Source organism: Pseudomonas sp. OVF7 (assembly GCF_030644265.1).
Classification (GTDB): domain Bacteria; phylum Pseudomonadota; class Gammaproteobacteria; order Pseudomonadales; family Pseudomonadaceae; genus Aquipseudomonas; species Aquipseudomonas gorinensis.
In genome coordinates this window covers 2,698,549-2,715,600 of the sequence record NZ_CP128996.1, presented here as the reverse complement: position 1 = coordinate 2,715,600, position 17,052 = coordinate 2,698,549, and the positions used below count along the sequence as shown (strand labels likewise).

Genomic DNA, 17,052 nt, shown 5'->3' with positions numbered 1-17,052 from the left:
ACGCAAGGCGTGATGCCCGGACGCTTATGGCGATACTCAAGCTAATGCAAAAGTTCTGACGATTGAGCAAGTGTGACGGCTTAACCCGACGGCAAGGGGAGGTGTCGAATATCGTCAACCATCAACGCAAAACGCCGTAATCGTTTCAATATGTAGCTTTCACTGTAGAGTTTAAAAGCGTTATGCAATGAGCTTGCAAGGTATCTAGAGAGCCGGAGTGATTCACTTGCTCGCCTTCAGAGATCATAGAGTATGCGACCTTTAAGTCACGACCGTATTGTCCACTCCATGGCATGCTTAGGCTTCATGCCCCGGTAGATTTATCATATCCACACGCAACTACATGGATATGTGCGCCGTGGCACCGTCACGTAGTTCGTCTCACCAGATTATGAGAGTATCAACTGATAAAAATCCACGTTCCTTGAACTACACTTTATCATCGGCAACTACGTTACTCACAAATACCTAAAGTGAAAGCGGGTCTGAACGCTTCCACATACATTGGACACTGAAATCCAGCTTGTGGATAAGCATTATCGAGCGCTGTTTCGGGGGGGTATGGTGTTTTTTCGCACCACGGTTTTGGACCGGTAGGCGAGTTGAAAGCTTCGATTAGCAAGTTTTTTGCGCGCCGAAATGTATATCCGACGCGGTAGGCCAGAAGCGCCAAGTGAAAGACAAACTTGGATGAAACCTGAAGTGCCCGTGAGTCGGCGAAATCACAGGAGCGTATGTGATTGCTTCAAGAACAGCACGCTAGCGTTTTTCTAGAACATATCCTACGCCTCTGAGTGTATGTATCAGTTTGTTTTCAAAAGGATCATCCATCTTGGCTCTTAATCTTCTAATTGAAACTTCTACAACATTTGTATCGCAGTCGAAATTCATGTCCCATACCTGAGATATGATCTGTGTACGACTCAGGACAATTCCCGTATTTCTCATTAAATAGTGCAGAAGTGCGAATTCCTTCGTTGTTAAGTCGATACGCTGACCGTCTCTAAACGCCCTATGACGGCTTTGATCCAGCTCCAGATCGGCTACGCGAATGATCTCAACAGATGCTGGATTATCAGACCTGCGCATCAGTGCGCGAACTCGAGCAAGCAGTTCCGGGAATTCAAAAGGCTTAATTAGGTAATCATCTGCACCATTCTCTAGTCCTCTGATTTTATCAACCAAGCGACTTCGAGCAGTAAGCATCATAATTCTACAAAGACAATTGTTTCTTCGCAACAATTCAAGTACCTGCCACCCATCCATCTCCGGCAGGTTGATATCTAGGATGATTAACTCGTACATATGTTGTTTGGCCAGAAAAAGCCCGTCGTATCCGGTATGTACGCAATCCACGATATAACCGCTCTCCGTAAGGCCTTGGCGCACATATTCGGCAGTTTTTACTTCGTCCTCAATTACCAGAATTCGCATTGGATTTTGTCTCGATATGACTGAGCTGTTTTAACTACGCGAATGCGCTGTCATCATTGGCAGGAATGATAATTCAAAACCACTTGGGTGGGGGCTAAATAACGTACTTGTAATCAGTGAGCAATACACTTGATAACATCGCGATATATTATATCGTGGCTCGGACCAACCAGTTGCGGGTTATTTCTCTACTGCTGAATTGACCTTATGAAATGTTGGGTTGTTTTTTTTATTATGGCCATTTTATTCCGTGCAGATGAGGGCGATTTTTCTCATGCTGAAGAAGGCGGTCACTGGTGCAGTCATGAACTCCATCGGGACGCGGTGCGCGTACTCGAAGATTTACTCGAATTTTAGGTAAAAAAAAGCGCCCCAGGGGGGCGCAAAATATTCACCTTTTACCAAAGGAGCATTTAAGCAACTCAAGGTGAATTCTTTAAGCTCGCTATTTTTGTTTTAGGCGAGTCACATGAATAAATCGATCTTGTTTAGGGCTCACAGTATCGAAAGTGGATATTCAACGATCAGGCGTACTTCATCCAAGTCCGATTCGAATGCAGTGGCACGAGTATTTGCTTGACGTAATCGCAAGGAAAGATCTTTCGCCGCACCTGTTTGTACGACGTATTTGACTTCAATATCACGCTCCCAACGTTTTTGATTCGTGAGCGGATCGCCGTTACCATCAGTGCGCATATAGAATTGATTGGCGTTCGAATAGTCTGCACCAGAACCTCTGGCATAACGAGTCATGAACGATAGCCCCGGAATACCGTAGCTGGTCATGTTCAAGTCGTAGCGCAGCATCCAAGAGCGTTCCTTCGGTGAGTTGAAGTCGCTGTACTGTATTGAGTTGTCAACGAAGATTGAGTCTGATTGACGAAGGTAGTCGAAGTCGTCATCGCCATTGTTTCGCTGATGAGACAGTGCAAGAGTATGCGCACCGTACCGGACGCCGAGCTTGGCGCTCCATATATTGTTGTCGAATTCGCCCAGGCGCTTCTTGCCTTCATCTACAGCTTTGTAGTAGTTGAATCCGCCGATAAGCGTCAAATCATCGCTGAGTGGGTAAGTGAGGCTGCTACCGGCATAGTATTGATTCCAAACATCCTTCAATTGGCTGGCGTAAAGGCTCACCGTGATGTTGTCGTTGACTTGGTAATCACCGCCGCCGTACCCAATCCAAGGCGAGTTGACCGGGCCGGCATAAAATGTGGCAAAGTTATCGTTCAAGTTGCTGGAACCAGGCTGGCTCATCGCATGCAGTCGACCACCCTGCAAGGTTAGGCCTTGAATGCTACTATTTTCGACCGTCACGCCGCGGAAACTTTCAGGGAGTAAGCGAGAATCTCCCGATGCCACGACGGGTGTTGCGGGGAAAACATCTCCAACCTTTACGACAGTATCAAACAGCCGAAACTTCGCTGCTCCACCCACCTTAGTGTATTCATCACGTGCTTCGCCGTCACCGTTAACAGGCAGCACGTCAAAGCTGCTACGGCCACCGTTGCGCCCGCCACCAGTATCAAGCTTGATGCCAATCATTGCAAACGCATCTATACCAAAGCCCACAGTGCCCTGCGTAAAACCAGAGTTGAATTTAGTGATTATCGCATGTGCCCAAGCTTCGGAATAACCGTTGGTATTGCCTTTGCCGCTGTTGAAAGTCGGCGCAGATGCATCACGATTATCACGATTGAAATAGAAGTTGCGGTTTAGAACAGTAAGGCTGCTACCTTCAATAAAACCTTCTGGTTTACCTTCCGCTTGTGCCGTGAGGGCATAGCTTCCAGAAAAAGCTGAAACCGCAGCCAAATACAAAGTTACTTTGTGTCTCATGCGATGCTCCTTTGATTACGGCAGTTTTTATTATGATTTACCTACGCGGGTATAGTCTGTTGTTTTGGCCCGGTGGAGCACTTAGAATAGCGCCTGGGTCATATTTGCAGATCAAAGATAACGAGTCGGTGACGGGGTGATTACAATTCTGTTATCAGGTATTTCCACCGTTGCAGGGCTTCCAGAATCTTTTTCACTAAATCCCTGCGTTTCGCCTGAAAGCTTTCTATTTCGACTATCCCCCCAGGGTTTCTAACGAAATTGTAATTTTATAGCCACCCCTCTGATAGTGATCGCTGATTAGAGTGCCATCACCTGATCCAGAGGAGCTTGGCAGCTGTTTAGGCGTTCTCGCCAAGCTTTATCAAAGTTTGTGCATGAGGACTATCAAAGTGCCCTGGTATAATCACATTGCTTTATCTAAAACCCCCATCTTTCCTTTGAAAGTCTTTGTGTTCTGTATGGTCTTGTCTGGATTGTGGGTGCCTGCCGCATTTGCCCAGAGTCTCAGTCTGGCTGAAGCGCTTTCGACGGCAATAGACGCTAACCCCGATCTTGCAGCAGCACGTCAAGAGATCGGAATCTCTGAAGGAGTGCGCAAGCAGGCTGGACTCATCCCCAATCCTGAAATTTCTTATCAAGTAGAAGACACCCGTCGTAATACCAGCACGACGACTGTCGCGCTTAGTCAGCCGTTAGAGTTGGGTGGCAAGCGACGTGCTCGTGTCGAGGTTGCAACCTACGGTCAAAGCGTCGCGCAGTTAGAGCTGGACCGTCGAGTCAATAGCCTTCGTGCAGATGTTGTTCAATCTTACTACGCTGCTTTGAGAGCTCAGACCGGCTTGAATCTGGCAAAACAATCATTGGAGCTCACCGAACGCGGTCTGCGCATCGTCGATGGACGGGTGCGTGCCGGTAAGTCCTCGCCGGTGGAAGCCACGCGCGCTCAGGTGCAACTGGCTGAAGCCAAGTTACAGGTAAGGCGCGCTGAAACCTTGAAGTCAACGGCTTACCAGCAATTGGCCCAGTTAATAGGCAGTTCGGTCACTGCATTTGATCGTCTTGACTCGCCAGACCTATCTCCCGGCAAGCCGCCGCAAGCTACAGAATTACTGGCGAAGCTCGATCAAACCGCAGATATGCGTCAAGCGCTTGCTCAAATAGATAAGAGCGATGCCTCACTAGGCGCGGAAAAGGCGCAGCGCATCCCGAATCTCACCGTGAGTGTTGGTAGCCAATACGACCGCTCTATTCGCGAGAGGGTCAATGTCGTGGGGCTGTCGATGCCTTTACCGCTGTTTGATCGCAATCAGGGCAACATTCTTTCCGCTTCTCGCCGCGCAGATCAGGCCCGAGACCAGCGAAACGCTGTTGAGCTCAGGCTACGTTCCGAAACTCAAACCGCAGTGAATCAGTGGGCTACCGCCATGCAGGAGGTCGAGTCCTATGACAAGACGATCCTGCCTTCAGCTCAACAGGCCGTGGATACCGCAACTCGTGGATTTGAGATGGGCAAATTCGGTTTCATCGAAGTGCTGGATGCTCAGCGCACCTTGATAGTTGCTCGTGGCCAGTACCTCGACTCTTTGGCGGCTGCGACCAATGCGCGTGCTCAAGTGGAAAGGGTGTATGGCGACGTCGGCTTGACTGCCAATACGCGCTGAACAGGCCAGGCATTTTCCTTGTATGCGTCTTTGAATAAGCCGGTACCTAAGATCAGCAGGAGTAGCAATGGATAACAAACGCAAGATCGCGCTCGCGGTAATCGCTGTGGCAGTCCTCGGATTTGGCAGTTTCGCCTGGAACTCCAGTTCCGAGCAGCCTCCAGTCAGTAAGGCCGAACATGGCACTGAAGATGGCCATGAGAGAACTGCTGTAGCACCTGCTAAAGACGGGGGGGATGAAGGTCACGGTGAGGAAGGCCACAGCGAAAATGCCAATGAGGAAGAGGGCAAGATGACGCTTAGCGCCGAGCAGATTGAGGCTGCGGGCGTCGTTCTGGAAGCAGCTGCTCCCCGTGAGATTAGCACTATTGTGACTTTTCCTGGCGAAATACGGTTTGATGAGGACCACACCGCACATGTGGTACCTCGCGTTCCTGGAGTTGTTGAAAGCGTTCAGGCGAACCTGGGCGAGTCGGTCAAGAAGGGCCAAGTCCTTGCGGTGATTGCCAGTCAACAGATCTCGGATATGCGCAGTGAGCAACAAGCTGCACAGCGACGTGTTGAGTTGGCACGCTTGACTTTTGACCGCGAGAAGCAGTTGTGGCAGGACAAAATCTCCGCCGAGCAAGATTACCTTCAGGCGCGACAAGCTTTGCAAGAAGCTGAAATATCACTGGCCAACGCTAAGCAAAAGGTCGGAGCAATCGGCGCTTCGGTCAATTCTGCAGGCGGTAACCGCTATGAACTGCGTGCGCCTTTCGACGCAGTTGTAGTGGAAAAGCACCTGACCGTCGGTGAGGTGGTCAGCGAGGCAACCAATGCTTTCATCCTGTCCGATCTTAATCAGGTGTGGGCAACTTTCGCGGTTCCTCCTGGCGATCTCGGAAAGGTCGTGACTGGCCGCTCGGTAAAGGTTTCTTCTCCTGACATGAAGGCTGAGGTCGAGGGCAAGGTGGGTTACGTAGGCAGCCTTTTGGGCGAGCAGAATCGTGCAGCGCCCGTCCGTGTCACTCTGACCAATCCCAATGGGGCCTGGCGACCGGGGCTGTTCGTGAGCATCGCAGTCACGTCACAAACTGATCAAGTTGCTGTAGCTGTTCCAGAGTCAGCGGTGCAGACCGTCGAGGAAAAAACTGCAGTTTTCGTGAGGACCACTGAGGGCTTCGACACTCGCAGGGTAACTCTAGGTCGCCGTGCCGGTGGCTATGTGGAAATAACCGAAGGCCTCCAATCGGGTGCCCAAGTGGCAACCAGTGGCAGCTTCACGCTCAAGTCTGAGCTTGGCAAAGCGTCTGCCGAGCATGGCCACTGATGCGAATTTACAGGATGATTTCTTATGTTTGAACGTATCATCAGATTCGCCATTGAGCAGCGCATCGTAGTAATGATCGCAGTTCTAATCATGGCCGGTATAGGTATCTACAGCTACCAAAAACTGCCCATTGATGCGGTGCCTGATATCACAAACGTCCAGGTGCAGATTAACACTGGCGCCCCTGGTTACTCGCCGTTGGAAACCGAACAGCGGATCACGTTTCCAGTTGAAACGGCCATGGCCGGTCTTCCGGGCCTTCAGCAAACCCGATCCCTATCTCGCTCCGGCTTGTCACAGGTCACCGTGATCTTCAAAGACGGTACTGACATCTTTTTTGCCCGCCAACTCATTAACGAGCGTTTGCAGGTTGCAAAGGAACAGTTGCCAGATGGGGTCGAGGCCGTCATGGGGCCTGTATCCACCGGGCTTGGTGAAATCTTCCTGTGGACCGTTGAAGCGGAAGATGGCGCACTCAAAGAAGATGGTACTCCTTACACTCCCACCGACCTGCGAGTGATCCAGGATTGGATTATCAAGCCGCAGCTGCGCAACGTCCCTGGTGTTGCCGAGATCAACACCATCGGTGGCTTCGCCAAGCAGTTTCTGATTGCGCCGGACCCGAAGCGGTTGGCTACCTACAAGCTGACACTTAATGACCTGGTAGTTGCATTGGAAAGCAACAACGCCAACGTGGGCGCCGGTTACATCGAGCGTAATGGTGAGCAGTTGCTCATTCGTGCGCCGGGTCAGGTAAGCAATATCGAAGATATTGCCAACATCGTAATTACCAGTGTAGATGGCACGCCGATTCGCATCAGCAACGTTGCTGAAGTCAGCATCGGTAAAGAACTGCGAACGGGGGCTGCTACTGAGAATGGTCGCGAAGTAGTACTCGGTACCGTATTTATGCTGATTGGTGAAAATAGTCGTACAGTGTCCCAAGCTGTGGCCACCAAATTGACCGACATCAACCGCACCCTGCCGAAGGGCGTGGTTGCTGTGACCGTTTATGACCGTACCAACTTGGTTGAAAAAGCCATTGCGACGGTGAAGAAGAACTTGGTGGAAGGCGCGATTCTGGTAATTGCTATTCTCTTCCTGTTCCTCGGCAACATCCGCGCAGCACTGATCACCGCAATGGTGATCCCGCTGTCCATGCTATTTACCTTCACAGGTATGTTCAACAACAAGGTTAGTGCAAACCTAATGAGTTTGGGAGCACTCGACTTTGGCATTATTGTAGATGGTGCCGTGGTTATAGTAGAAAACGCGATCCGCCGACTGGCTCATGCGCAACACAAGCATGGTCGCATACTCACCAAAGCAGAACGCTTCCATGAAGTCTTTGCCGCTGCAGGTGAAGCTCGCCGGCCACTGATATTTGGCCAGTTGATCATCATGGTAGTGTATCTGCCGATCTTCGCCCTAACCGGCGTCGAAGGAAAAATGTTCCACCCCATGGCATTCACTGTCGTAATGGCGCTGCTGGGGGCAATGATTCTTTCCGTAACCTTTGTTCCTGCTGCTATCGCCATGTTCATCACTGGCAAGGTCAAGGAAGAGGAGGGCGTGGTAATGCGCACCGCCCGACAGCGCTATGAGCCGATACTGCAATGGGTTCTTGGGCACCGGAACATTGCGTTCTCGGCTGCAGTAGCTCTGGTCGTACTTAGCGGTATACTTGCAAGTCGTATGGGTAGCGAGTTCATTCCCAGCCTTAGTGAGGGCGACTTTGCGATGCAGGCTATGCGAGTGCCCGGAACGAGCCTTACTCAGTCCGTCGAGATGCAACAGCGCCTGGAGAAAGCGGTAATAGCGCAGGTCCCAGAAGTAGAGCGGATGTTCGCACGCTCGGGTACTGCAGAAATCGCATCTGATCCAATGCCGCCTAACGCCTCTGACGCCTACATAATGCTTAAGCCTCAGGATCAGTGGCCAAATCCCAATAAGCCTCGTGATGAGCTGATCGCTGAGGTGCAGAAAGCCGCAGCAGGTGTCCCGGGAAGCAACTATGAGTTGTCCCAGCCGATCCAGTTGCGTTTCAACGAGCTGATTTCGGGCGTGCGTAGTGACGTTGCGGTGAAAGTTTTTGGCGATGACATGGACGCGCTCAACAGCACCGCCAACAAAATCGCGGCATCGCTTAAAGCGGTACCGGGCTCATCGGAGGTCAAGGTTGAGCAGACTTCCGGCCTTCCTGTGTTAACCATCAACATCGACCGCGAAAAAGCAGCACGCTACGGTTTGAACATCGCGGATGTGCAAAACTCAATTGCTATTGCTGTGGGTGGCCGCCAGGCAGGTACATTGTATGAGGGCGATCGTCGGTTCGATATGGTGGTGCGACTGCCTGAGACCGTGCGCACTGACGTAGCGGGTATGTCCAGCTTGCTGATTCCTGTGCCTGCTAATGTTGCTCAGGATGCTAATCAGATAGGGTTCATTCCTCTGTCCCAAGTCGCTAATCTTGACTTGCAGTTGGGCCCGAACCAGATCAGCCGCGAAAATGGGAAACGGCTGGTAGTAGTTAGTGCAAACGTTCGAGGCCGTGACCTAGGCTCGTTCGTTGAAGAAGCGACTAAGTCGCTGGCTACTGTGCAGATCCCAGCAGGCTACTGGACTACCTGGGGTGGCCAGTTTGAGCAGTTGCAATCAGCAGCCAAGCGTCTGCAGATCGTTGTTCCAGTCGCATTGCTTCTGGTCATGACACTGCTGTTCCTGATGTTCAACAACTTGAAGGATGGCATGCTGGTCTTCACCGGAATTCCATTCGCACTCACCGGCGGTGTAGTTGCACTGTGGTTGCGGGATATCCCGCTGTCTATCTCGGCGGGAGTTGGCTTCATTGCGCTGTCCGGTGTGGCAGTTCTAAACGGCCTGGTTATGATTTCTTTTATCCGCGGGCTGCGGGAGGAAGGACGTACCCTCCGGCAAGCGGTAGATGAAGGCGCGTTGACACGGTTAAGGCCCGTTCTGATGACAGCCCTAGTCGCATCCCTCGGATTTATCCCGATGGCTCTCGCAACAGGTACCGGTGCTGAAGTTCAGCGGCCACTGGCGACAGTGGTGATTGGCGGGATTCTTTCGTCTACCGTGCTTACTCTGTTGGTGCTTCCTGCTCTGTATCAATGGGCACACCGCAAAGATGATGATGGTGATGAAGCGGGTAGCTGATAGCCCATAACAGAAGCCCACAGCAACGTTGTGGGCTTTTCATTCTGGATATTGTTGTCACCTTTCAAAATTGTAAGTTTACCGTCATGCCGGTGATGCCTGTGAGTTGATAAGGTTACTCCCAATAAGATTGATATTGAGAGGACCTTATGAAAAAGCTTATCATTGCGGCAGCCCTAGCTGTTTTGCCTATAGTTTCACAAGCTACTACGTTTTCCGAAAAGAAGCAGTTGCAATATATTCAGGAACATCAGAACGCCGTGGCTAGCTATGCGGCGAAAAATAATAAGCCAATACCAGAGATTCAGGACTACAAGTATGGAATGAAGATTGATGTTGCAAAATTTGTGCGTCAGTCCCAGGATCCCCGTACTTGCGAGGTGTATCAACGGTTGATGACCTACGAAGACTCGCGGGGTGAGCTTAATACGATTCGTTATTCTTTGTTTTCCCAATGTGTCAACAACAAAAATTGAATGCATCGATAGGATTTTTAGAGGCCATAGAAAAACGCCAGGCGATGCCTGGCGTTTTCTATGGTCCTTGACATGTTTTAACCAAAGATTGTCAGTCCTTGCCCCCCTCCCCAAAAGTAAGTCAAGTCCAGCTAAAAAATTTAGGCCGGCGAATTTGCACTCAGAAGCAGCGAATTTTGAAAAAAACTGATTTCTGTGACATCCAGGCAAAGCATGAGCACTGACTCAGTCGAAGTGCGGCTTGATAAGGGTGTTTATTGGAAAGTTTATAATTGGCTCGGGGCTTAGGCTTACTTAAAGACTTAACTCCGGATAATTGCTTTAGGTGAGTCCTCAGGCTTTGAACGAAAAACGAAAGTCGATGGTGTGGCAGCAAGTTCTGGGTCGTACTAGCTTGCTACCCAACCAAAAATAAACACTGAATATATGGGCTTAGCTCGACGACACGTACGTTTAGCAGGTTGCTTCTTGTTTAAACTGATGGGCGCTCGTGAGAAAATGGATCACTGGTTGGTAAGTTGATACTTAATTGGTGTAATTATTGGTGTCGTTACTGGTTTTCATGTTTTGAGAAAGTGCTTAATTGTCCAAGATCTAAAGTGCCATCATGTATATGCTCTTATCAGAATTGTAATCTCTGGATCATGCTAGAGTTATTTGTTCAGTTTATTATTAGGGTTTTTTGGTGTTTGTTGGGTGGCACAGCTATTGTCGAGGTGCTGCATCATTTAGTTCTGAAATTACATGCAGTTCACTTTTTTTTCACTTCGGGTTGTTTAGTCTTTGTAGATGGAAAATACAAGCATGTCGATCATAGCTTTGCTTATTCGTTATCTAGGCATTGGATTCGTAGCAACCGGGGGGCACTATTTTGTATTTCTCCTGCTTATTGTAAATGGAGTTACTGATCCAGTGTTAGCCAGCGTTGGCGGAGGCGTGATAGGCGCTATTATTAGCTATATTGGTAATAGAAGGCTCAGTTTCGTGGCGACGGGAATTTATAAGCTTCAACCTATCAGGTTTGTACTTGTCTCGTTGGCAACTAATATCGGTAATGGTGTAGGTATGTGGGTTCTGATTAAATTCAATCTCTCACCGCTTGTCTCTCAGATTTTAGTGACTTTAACCCTAACTGCGCTCGGATTCACTGCGCATCGTTTCTGGACATTCAATCATGCGGACATCACATCGGCTTTCCGAACGCGCTGACCCCTTGTTAACAATAGTGGTTCCTTGCTTTCAAGAAGAGCAAACCATTCCGGAATTTCACAAGCGCATCACCAGAGTTGTAAAGCGCCTGCCTGTTTCGTGCGAGATTCTCTATGTCGACGATGGTAGTAGCGATCAAACTGCAGACCTACTTCGACACTATCAAGATGGATCAAATGTACGATGCCTGTTCCTAAGTCGGAACTTCGGAAAAGAGGCTGCGTTAAGTGCAGGGATCGACCATGCACGCGGTAGCGCATTGATCTTCATTGATGTCGACCTTCAGGATCCACCTGAACTCATCTCGAGTATGGTATATCATTGGCAGATGGGTTACGACGTTGTGAACATGCAACGCGACTTGCGAACTGGCGACTCCTGGCTAAAACGCACGAGTGCACGTAGCTATTACTGGATCATGCAGCGCCTGGTGGAGAAAGTTGATCTTCCGGTGGATGTCAGTGACTTCCGTCTGATTGGTCCTGCTCCATTGGCCGCCTTAAGAGCGCTGGACGAACGCTCCAGAATTCTTAAGGGTTTGATCGGCTGGGTAGGCTTTCGCACCATTGAGTTACCCTACAATCGCACTTCCCGTCATGCCGGCAATACCAAGTGGAACGCCGCTAGCCTGCTGGACCTAGCCATCGAAAGTATTCTCAGCTTCTCCCGCAAGCCGCTTCGTATATTCAGTCTCATTAGCTTCAGTTTCTTTGTCTCCAGCATCTGCTACCTGCTCGCAGTACTGGTAGCAGGCTCCTTTGACATCCATCACCTGCTTGTCGGAATTGCTTCATTCATGTGCGTGGGTGTTGCACTGGTGGGCGAGTACGTAGGCGTAACGCTCGCGGAGGTCAAACGCCGCCCCCTTTATTTTCTAAATAGTAATAATGAAGCGCGACCCATGACTATTCATCCTCCGGCTTCCTCACTCGAGGGTAAGAAATGCTGAATTTGAAAAGCGAGCGAACATTGTGGTTCATCCTGAGTTCGATTCTGCTTTTGCGTCTCCTGGGGCTGGGCGTATATCCCCTGATGGATACCTCTGAAGCACGCTACGCTGAAATGGCACGCAAGATGGTTGAACTGAGTGACTGGGTGACTCCGATGTTCGATTACGGAGTTCCATTTTGGGGCAAGCCACCGCTGTCTTTCTGGACCCAAGCGGCGAGCATGACGGTATTCGGCACCAATGAGTTTGCTGCTCGATTCCCAGCCTGGTTTCTCCACTTGGCAAGCTGCTTCATCATCATCAGGCTCGCGACACAGGAGGTATCGCGCAAGGCGGGCATTTGGGCAGCCATCATCTTTTCCGGCACGGCGCTGGGCTTGGTGTCCAGTGGTGTTGTGCTGACTGACCCCGTTTTATCGTTCTCGATCCTGTTGGCCAGCTATGGTTTCTGGCGTTGGATGAAGTGCGCAGGCAAAGGGGATGCCTACCTTATGTTCTTAGCTCTCGGCTTGGGCCTGCTTGCTAAAGGGCCACTGACCTTGGTACTGATGGGCGCGCCAGCATTTTTTTGGATCGTCATCTACAAGCAATGGAATCGGGTATTGAGGCTTCCTTGGGTAACGGGGATTGCTCTCATGTTAGGTATATCAGTGCCTTGGTACATTGCAGCCGAAATGAAGACGCCGGGTTTCCTTGAGTATTTTTTTGTCGGCGAGCACTGGAGCCGATATGTTGTAAGTGATTGGGCCGGGGATCTCTACGGGAGTGCTCACGCCAAGCCCTACGGCACCATATGGATTCAGCTTGGCTTAGCGTTGCTTCCTTGGACTTTCTTTCTACCCCTCGTTATTAGCAGGCGTGGGACGATGCAGCGCTTCGATGTATACCTTTGGCTTTGGGCATTGGCGACACCTGTTTTCTTTACTTTCTCTGGTAACATTCTCTGGACCTATCTTCTTCCTGCTCTGCCTGCATGGACGCTACTCCTTGCCGAATGTATCAGCGAAGTGGGCAGAAAGACTGCTTGGGCTGCTGCAGCGAGCGCTCTGATGCTGCCAGTCGCGGGCGCCGGTATTATCTATAACGGTGTGCTTGAGGATCGTCCTCAGAACCAGCGAGATTTAGTGCAGGCCTGGCTGGATGTGCAGTCGTCTCAATCGGGCCCCCTGATTTATCCTGGCCGCCGCTCGTATTCGTCGGAGTTTTATAGCCGGGGAATGTCCAAAAGCATCAAAGATCCTGACAAGTGGCCTCGCGACAGATCGTTCTACCTTTCCAGGCGTTTGCGCGACAGCGATTCTGATCTACCTGTAGACGTTGGTTGCAAAATAATCACTGAAACGAACGCGAGCCAACTGCTTCTATGCCGCTGGAAGGACACTGCACAGGATGGTGAAAATATTCTAGGAGATAGTGCTACTGGCTCCCGTTGAAAGTAAGAGCCCGGCGAAGAGAGTATTTAAATTTCTAGCTGCTTTTCAGTTTAAAGTGAATAATCCATCTCAGGATTTATCTTTGATGCTGAAAAATTATTTAATAAGTACAATTAGGGAGAGGTTGCTAAAAAGCCAGATATTAATCTGGCTTTTTGTCGATGGCTTTGATCGTGTTAATTGTTTTTTACTGTCTCTTAGTTGTCGACTTGCTGCTAATGCCCTTAGGTTCTTTCTGTTTTTCTTGAGCAATTTTCTGCTTACTTTTCTCCGATACATCAGGACCCCATAGACGAGCTTGCTCGGCTCGGAAGTTATCTTTGAAATTTTTGGTTCGCTCGAAACCGTCTTCAGCAAAAGCGGAACTCATAAATCCAGTCAGTACGATACCAATAGAGAGGAGTTTTATGAATTTCATTGTGCCCTCGATGTTTACTAGGTCTGCTTAACTAGCAGCCTTTGTGGTTTGATAGTTTAGGATTTTGAAGCTAACAGCAGGGTGAGGGAATCATTACAATTTCGTAATTTATGCGTTTGGTGAAACGGTATAAATTTTGTGTTTGTGAAAGCTCCGAAGCAGGCTATTTTTCTTTCATAACCTTTAATGTGATATCTAAGCCATTGATGTTTTTGGATTTTTTGCCACTAGTGGAAGCTAGCCATAAACGATCTAAAGACTGTGTAGCAGCGATTGGATATTTTTGTTTACGCATCGAAGCTAACGGCTAGATTAGCTGGCATCTCAAATGCGGCGCCGTTGGCGGTTAGTCAAACTGGCTGTCGAATTTTTTTGACTCCGTCTGTGGTTCACCTCTTCCGATGTGTGCCGATAAGGTCGCGTTATATGTGGCTGCTCGCCATATTTTCGGGTAGGGCTGCCTTCCCCTCTAGACGTCGAGCTAAAGACCAAAACAATACGGCAGCCCTCAGGCATTAAAGCTTTCAAGTAAAAAAGAGAGCTCTTCTAAAATCGGCCCCCTCCATATACGGGACCTAGGCTGCGCCCATTTGCGTTTGCTTCATTTGGGTGTCGGGAAAGTTGAGGTGAAACCAGGTAAAATTCTGATCAGTCACTTCTACGCTCGCAGAACCCTGATGCAATCCCATAATTGACTGTACTATAGCTAGGCCCAGACCCGTACCACCTTCATTTCGTGCTCGGCTTTTGTCTACACGGTAGAACCGCTCGAACAAATGCACCTGGTGTTCCTTGGCGATTCCGCGCCCCGGGTTACCAACACTCAAGGTAGTTCCGTTAGCACCGCGTTGAACTTTCACGTAAACCGTCCGGCCTCTTGGGCAGTAGCGAATCGCGTTCGAGACAAGGTTCGAGATGGCTCGTTGAATCATTATCTGATTGCCACGCACCACGCCATTTCCTGTGAGCTGGAGTTGTATTTCGCCTTCTTCGGCCGTAATGCTGAAGAGGTCGCAGACCCGCTGAATTTCGTCGAGCAAACAGACATTTTCGAATTCTACCATTGACGCGGGGTGGCTGACCTGGGCTAGAAATAGCATGTCGGAAACCATTCGACTCATGCGGTCCAACTCTTCCGTGCACGACTCCAAGACTTCTCGGTACTCAGGAAGAGACCTTTCCCGGGTCAGCGCAACCTGAGCCTTACCCATGAGATTGGACAAAGGTGCACGCAGTTCGTGAGCAAGATCGTCCGAGAACTGCGATAGCTGCTGAACCCCATCATCTAGACGCATCAGCATGATATTGATTCCATCGCCGAGCTTCTTCAGTTCTGCCGGCATCCCCTTCGTTGGTAGGCGATGATCAAGGCTCTCGGTGGAAATTTTCGAGGCAATCCTCAAGAACTTGGTCAGAGGCAGTAGTCCTCTGCGCACAGTCCACCATCCAATGGCCAAGATCAGCAAGAGAATAAGAGGCGAGACCATCAGCGCCCAGGTTAGCAATGCATCGAGCAGGGCTTGGTTGGCTGACTGGTCCATGGTCATGAACACACTAACTTCGGTTCCATCGCCTAGATTCATTACTCGCGAAGCGCTAAGTAGCGGGCGACCCGTGGAGTCACGCCACTCGTGCTGTTTAACCTGCTCGGTTGGCTTGAACTTGTGCACTTCCAGGTTGACTGCCTTCGAACCTATTGAGAGCAGTGGAGTTTGCGTTTGTCCTGACTCAAAGATGCTGACGTACAGATTATTGTGCCCCATGACCAAGTCAACTAGCTGGTGCGCGTCTGGATTGACATCAGCGATACTAGTGATAGCGGATAGGTTGTGAGTCATACCCGCCATTTTCACTTCGAGGTCCATTCGGGAGTTTCTCTCGAGAGCTTGGCTCACCATCACATACCCAAAGGTGGCGAAAAGGAGGAGCAGCGCTGCGCTCATCAAACCGACTTTGAATCCCAGCTTCACAGCCAGACTGAACGGCCTCATGCGCGCTCCTCCAGAACGTACCCTATGCCTCGAAGTTTATGTATGAGCTTGGTCTCAAATGGATCATCGATCTTCGAGCGTAATCGCCGGATAGAGACGTCAATAACGTTATTATCGCAGTCAAAGTTCATGTCCCATATCAGCCAGATGCTCTGAGAGCGTGTAAGTGCTTTGCCAGCTCGACTAATGAGAAGGTGCAGGAGAGCAAATTTCTTGGTGTTGAGGTCTATGCGTGTAGATCCACGGAACACCCGATGGCGCACAGAGTCGAGCTCTACATCCGAAATTCTCAGCGCGTTTTTCTCAAAAAGCTCGTCGCCACGTCTTTGCAGCGAGCGCATGCGAGCAAGCAGCTCGGGAAACTCGAAGGGCTTGACGAGGTAGTCATCTGCGCCACCGTCCAAACCCTTGAGCTTGTCGTTGGTTCGTCCCCAGGCAGTCAGCATAATGACGCGGACCCGGCTGGTTTCTCTAATGACTTCCAAAAGGTCCAAGCCATTGATGTCAGGGAGGTTCACATCGAGAAGCAGAAACGAATAAATATTAGTATTGAATAAGTGAGCGGCATCAACACCATTGTTTGCTATATTTACGATGTACCCGCTTTCAGAAAGGCCCTGCTGAAGGTATTCTACGTTTTTGGTTTCGTCTTCCACAACTAGAACGCGCATAACTTATCTCAGGATGTGAGTAAAATAATAGTCCAATCGGCCGCCAGTGTGGTTATACGCTGATTGGTAGTACTGCTGTGTGCTTGGTGTTTAATTTCATTATTTATTTTCATGCGCATTACATTAACTCAATAATAACTGATCCTAGCGCGAATTGGCTAAATGCGCGTAAGCTTTGCAAATTTGTAATTTTTGCGCAATATTATTGATAGTTATGATAAATTGATTGTTTGGAATAATCGAGAATCTGTCAATGGTAAGGTTTTTAAGGCCAAAGCTGGCGGATGCCTTCAGTGCGCGTAGCAGGCGAATCTGCCTGAAGGCTCCTTTAATATTGGCCGCCGGTCAACTCGATTAGTCGTTAAATTTAGAGGTGGCAGTAATGCATATTTAAAAGCGCGTATAGTCTTGGGGAACGCATCTTAAGTCGATTTTTCTTAGGGCTTCTGCCTGCAAATACAACAATTAGCGTCATCAAA

General features: G+C 49.6%; 12 protein-coding genes. 7 read left to right on the top strand and 5 right to left on the bottom strand.

Going from position 1 to position 17,052, the window contains the following annotated elements:
• Positions 1–759: 759 nt before the first annotated feature.
• On the bottom strand, positions 760–1,434 hold the full coding sequence (locus QU606_RS12400; protein WP_019818115.1) for a heavy metal response regulator transcription factor: 675 nt from the start codon (positions 1,432–1,434) through the stop codon (positions 760–762).
• A 495-nt stretch (positions 1,435–1,929) separates the two neighbouring features.
• Positions 1,930–3,273, bottom strand: coding sequence for an OprD family porin (locus tag QU606_RS12395; RefSeq protein WP_024073368.1), 1,344 nt, complete (start codon positions 3,271–3,273; stop codon positions 1,930–1,932).
• Between the two features lie 392 nt (positions 3,274–3,665).
• Here QU606_RS12395 and QU606_RS12390 point away from each other — a divergent pair, with 392 nt between their 5' ends.
• The 7 genes from QU606_RS12390 to QU606_RS12360 all read left to right on the top strand — a co-directional run bounded on the left by QU606_RS12390 (position 3,666) and on the right by QU606_RS12360 (position 13,493).
• Positions 3,666–4,937, top strand: coding sequence for a TolC family protein (locus QU606_RS12390; protein ID WP_131672237.1), 1,272 nt, complete (start codon positions 3,666–3,668; stop codon positions 4,935–4,937).
• Positions 4,938–5,004: 67 nt separating this feature from the next.
• Positions 5,005–6,249, top strand: coding sequence for an efflux RND transporter periplasmic adaptor subunit (locus tag QU606_RS12385; protein WP_024073370.1), 1,245 nt, complete (start codon positions 5,005–5,007; stop codon positions 6,247–6,249).
• 24 nt (positions 6,250–6,273) lie between these two features.
• The gene (locus QU606_RS12380) at positions 6,274–9,426 is read left to right on the top strand and encodes a CusA/CzcA family heavy metal efflux RND transporter (protein WP_024073371.1); all 3,153 of its coding nucleotides are present in this window, start codon (positions 6,274–6,276) and stop codon (positions 9,424–9,426) included.
• Positions 9,427–9,575: 149 nt separating this feature from the next.
• Positions 9,576–9,902: a DUF2790 domain-containing protein gene (locus tag QU606_RS12375; protein WP_019818112.1), complete on the top strand. Its 327-nt coding sequence runs from the start codon at positions 9,576–9,578 to the stop codon at positions 9,900–9,902.
• 789 nt (positions 9,903–10,691) lie between these two features.
• Positions 10,692–11,111 (top strand): GtrA family protein, encoded by a 420-nt coding sequence (locus QU606_RS12370; protein ID WP_024073372.1) that lies wholly within the window; start codon positions 10,692–10,694, stop codon positions 11,109–11,111.
• Complete coding sequence (locus tag QU606_RS12365) at positions 11,077–12,060, top strand: glycosyltransferase family 2 protein (RefSeq protein ID WP_024073373.1); 984 nt, start codon at positions 11,077–11,079, stop codon at positions 12,058–12,060. Before QU606_RS12370 ends, QU606_RS12365 begins: the two co-directional genes overlap by 35 nt.
• Positions 12,054–13,493: a glycosyltransferase family 39 protein gene (locus tag QU606_RS12360; RefSeq protein WP_019818109.1), complete on the top strand. Its 1,440-nt coding sequence runs from the start codon at positions 12,054–12,056 to the stop codon at positions 13,491–13,493. The genes QU606_RS12365 and QU606_RS12360 overlap by 7 nt, the downstream gene beginning before the upstream one ends.
• Before the next feature lie 187 nt (positions 13,494–13,680).
• Here the strand turns inward: QU606_RS12360 and QU606_RS12355 are convergent, their stop codons facing one another.
• From QU606_RS12355 to QU606_RS12345, 3 genes are all read right to left on the bottom strand, one after another.
• A complete protein-coding gene (locus QU606_RS12355; protein ID WP_019818108.1) occupies positions 13,681–13,911 on the bottom strand; it encodes a hypothetical protein in 231 nt (76 codons plus the stop codon).
• Positions 13,912–14,486: 575 nt separating this feature from the next.
• Positions 14,487–15,902 (bottom strand): heavy metal sensor histidine kinase, encoded by a 1,416-nt coding sequence (locus QU606_RS12350; RefSeq protein WP_019818107.1) that lies wholly within the window; start codon positions 15,900–15,902, stop codon positions 14,487–14,489.
• Positions 15,899–16,573 carry a heavy metal response regulator transcription factor gene (locus QU606_RS12345; protein ID WP_019818106.1) on the bottom strand — a complete coding sequence of 225 codons (675 nt, stop codon included), beginning with the start codon at positions 16,571–16,573 and terminating at the stop codon, positions 15,899–15,901. The genes QU606_RS12350 and QU606_RS12345 overlap by 4 nt, the downstream gene beginning before the upstream one ends.
• Positions 16,574–17,052 lie beyond the last annotated feature (479 nt).

Coding starts and splice junctions, on each gene's coding strand:
- QU606_RS12400 (WP_019818115.1), bottom strand. CDS start 1,434: ATGCGAATTCTGGTAATTGAGGACGAAGTAAAAACTGCCGAATATGTG.
- QU606_RS12395 (WP_024073368.1), bottom strand. CDS start 3,273: ATGAGACACAAAGTAACTTTGTATTTGGCTGCGGTTTCAGCTTTTTCT.
- QU606_RS12385 (WP_024073370.1), top strand. CDS start 5,005: ATGGATAACAAACGCAAGATCGCGCTCGCGGTAATCGCTGTGGCAGTC.
- QU606_RS12380 (WP_024073371.1), top strand. CDS start 6,274: ATGTTTGAACGTATCATCAGATTCGCCATTGAGCAGCGCATCGTAGTA.
- QU606_RS12375 (WP_019818112.1), top strand. CDS start 9,576: ATGAAAAAGCTTATCATTGCGGCAGCCCTAGCTGTTTTGCCTATAGTT.
- QU606_RS12370 (WP_024073372.1), top strand. CDS start 10,692: ATGGAAAATACAAGCATGTCGATCATAGCTTTGCTTATTCGTTATCTA.
- QU606_RS12365 (WP_024073373.1), top strand. CDS start 11,077: ATGCGGACATCACATCGGCTTTCCGAACGCGCTGACCCCTTGTTAACA.
- QU606_RS12360 (WP_019818109.1), top strand. CDS start 12,054: ATGCTGAATTTGAAAAGCGAGCGAACATTGTGGTTCATCCTGAGTTCG.
- QU606_RS12355 (WP_019818108.1), bottom strand. CDS start 13,911: ATGAAATTCATAAAACTCCTCTCTATTGGTATCGTACTGACTGGATTT.
- QU606_RS12350 (WP_019818107.1), bottom strand. CDS start 15,902: ATGAGGCCGTTCAGTCTGGCTGTGAAGCTGGGATTCAAAGTCGGTTTG.
- QU606_RS12345 (WP_019818106.1), bottom strand. CDS start 16,573: ATGCGCGTTCTAGTTGTGGAAGACGAAACCAAAAACGTAGAATACCTT.